This is a genomic window from Amycolatopsis sp. ATCC 39116 (assembly GCF_000231075.2).
Lineage (GTDB): Bacteria > Actinomycetota > Actinomycetes > Mycobacteriales > Pseudonocardiaceae > Amycolatopsis_E > Amycolatopsis_E tucumanensis.
Genome location: NZ_AFWY03000116.1, coordinates 1 through 1,661, shown reverse-complemented (window position 1 = coordinate 1,661; position 1,661 = coordinate 1). Strand labels below are relative to the sequence as shown.

Genomic DNA, 1,661 nt, shown 5'->3' with positions numbered 1-1,661 from the left:
GTTCGGCGGTGTCCTACTCTCCCACACCCGCGGGGGTGCAGTACCATCGGCGCTGGCAGGCTTAGCTTCCGGGTTCGGAATGGGACCGGGCGTTTCCCTGCCGCCATGACCACCGAAACTCTCCGAAACAACACCAGAGATGTTTCGTCTGGTGTGGTGTTTCAGAGTTGCAGAGCGGATGCGTAGCAGCTTTGTGGGCAAGTCCTCGGCCTATTAGTACCAGTCCACTCAAAAACACATTACTGTGCGTCCATGTCTGGCCTATCAACCCAATCGTCTCTTGGGGGCCTTAACCCACAAAGGGGTGGGAGACCTCATCTAGGAACAGGCTTCCCGCTTAGATGCCTTCAGCGGTTATCCCTTCCGAACGTAGCTAACCAGCCATGCCACTGGCGTGACAACTGGCATACCAGAGGTTCGTCCGTCCCGGTCCTCTCGTACTAGGGACAGCCTTCCTCAAGTCTCCTACGCGCGCGGCGGATAGGGACCGAACTGTCTCACGACGTTCTAAACCCAGCTCGCGTGCCGCTTTAATGGGCGAACAGCCCAACCCTTGGGACCTACTCCGGCCCCAGGATGCGACGAGCCGACATCGAGGTGCCAAACCATGCCGTCGATATGGACTCTTGGGCAAGATCAGCCTGTTATCCCCGGGGTACCTTTTATCCGTTGAGCGACATCCCTTCCACCAGGAGATGCCGGATCACTAGTCCCTGCTTTCGCACCTGCTCGACCCGTCAGTCTCACAGTCAAGCTCCCTTGTGCACTTACACTCAACACCTGATTGCCAACCAGGCTGAGGGAACCTTTGGGCGCCTCCGTTACCTTTTAGGAGGCAACCGCCCCAGTTAAACTACCCACCAGGCACTGTCCCTGAACCCGATCAGGGCCCTAGGTTAGATTCCCAATCCGACCAGAGTGGTATTTCAACAACGACTCCACGAGAACTAGCGTCCCCGCTTCACAGTCTCCCACCTATCCTACACAAGCCGAACCGAAAACCAATACCAAGCTATAGTAAAGGTCCCGGGGTCTTTCCGTCCTGCCGCGCGTAACGAGCATCTTTACTCGTAGTGCAATTTCACCGGGCCTGTGGTTGAGACAGCCGGAAAGTCGTTACGCCATTCGTGCAGGTCGGAACTTACCCGACAAGGAATTTCGCTACCTTAGGATGGTTATAGTTACCACCGCCGTTTACTGGCGCTTAAATTCTCAGCTTCGCCCCACAAGGGAGCTAACCGGTCCTCTTAACGTTCCAGCACCGGGCAGGCGTCAGTCCATATACCTCGTCTTACGACTTCGCATGGACCTGTGTTTTTAGTAAACAGTCGCTTTCCGCTGGTCTCTGCGGCCAACTCACCCTAGCCCGCGAAGGGCTTCAAGTGCTTTGGCCCCCCTTCTCCCGAAGTTACGGGGGCATTTTGCCGAGTTCCTTAACCACAGTTCACCCGACCGCCTTAGTATTCTCTACCTGACCACCTGTGTCGGTTTGGGGTACGGGCCGCACATGTTCTCGCTAGAGGCTTTTCTCGGCAGCAGAGGATCACCCTACTTCGCCTCAACGGCTACGCATCACGTCTCACCCTATTGGGACACGGATTTGCCTATGTCCCGGGCTACACGCTTACACCAGTACAACCACTCACTGGCGGAGCTACCTT

General features: G+C 56.4%; 2 rRNA genes. Both read right to left on the bottom strand.

Annotated features, from left to right (window positions below):
* A 5S ribosomal RNA gene (gene rrf / locus AMY39116_RS0341725) occupies nucleotides 1-117 on the bottom strand.
* Nucleotides 118-193: 76 nt separating this feature from the next.
* A 23S ribosomal RNA gene (locus AMY39116_RS0341720) occupies nucleotides 194-1,661 on the bottom strand; the annotation flags it as partial.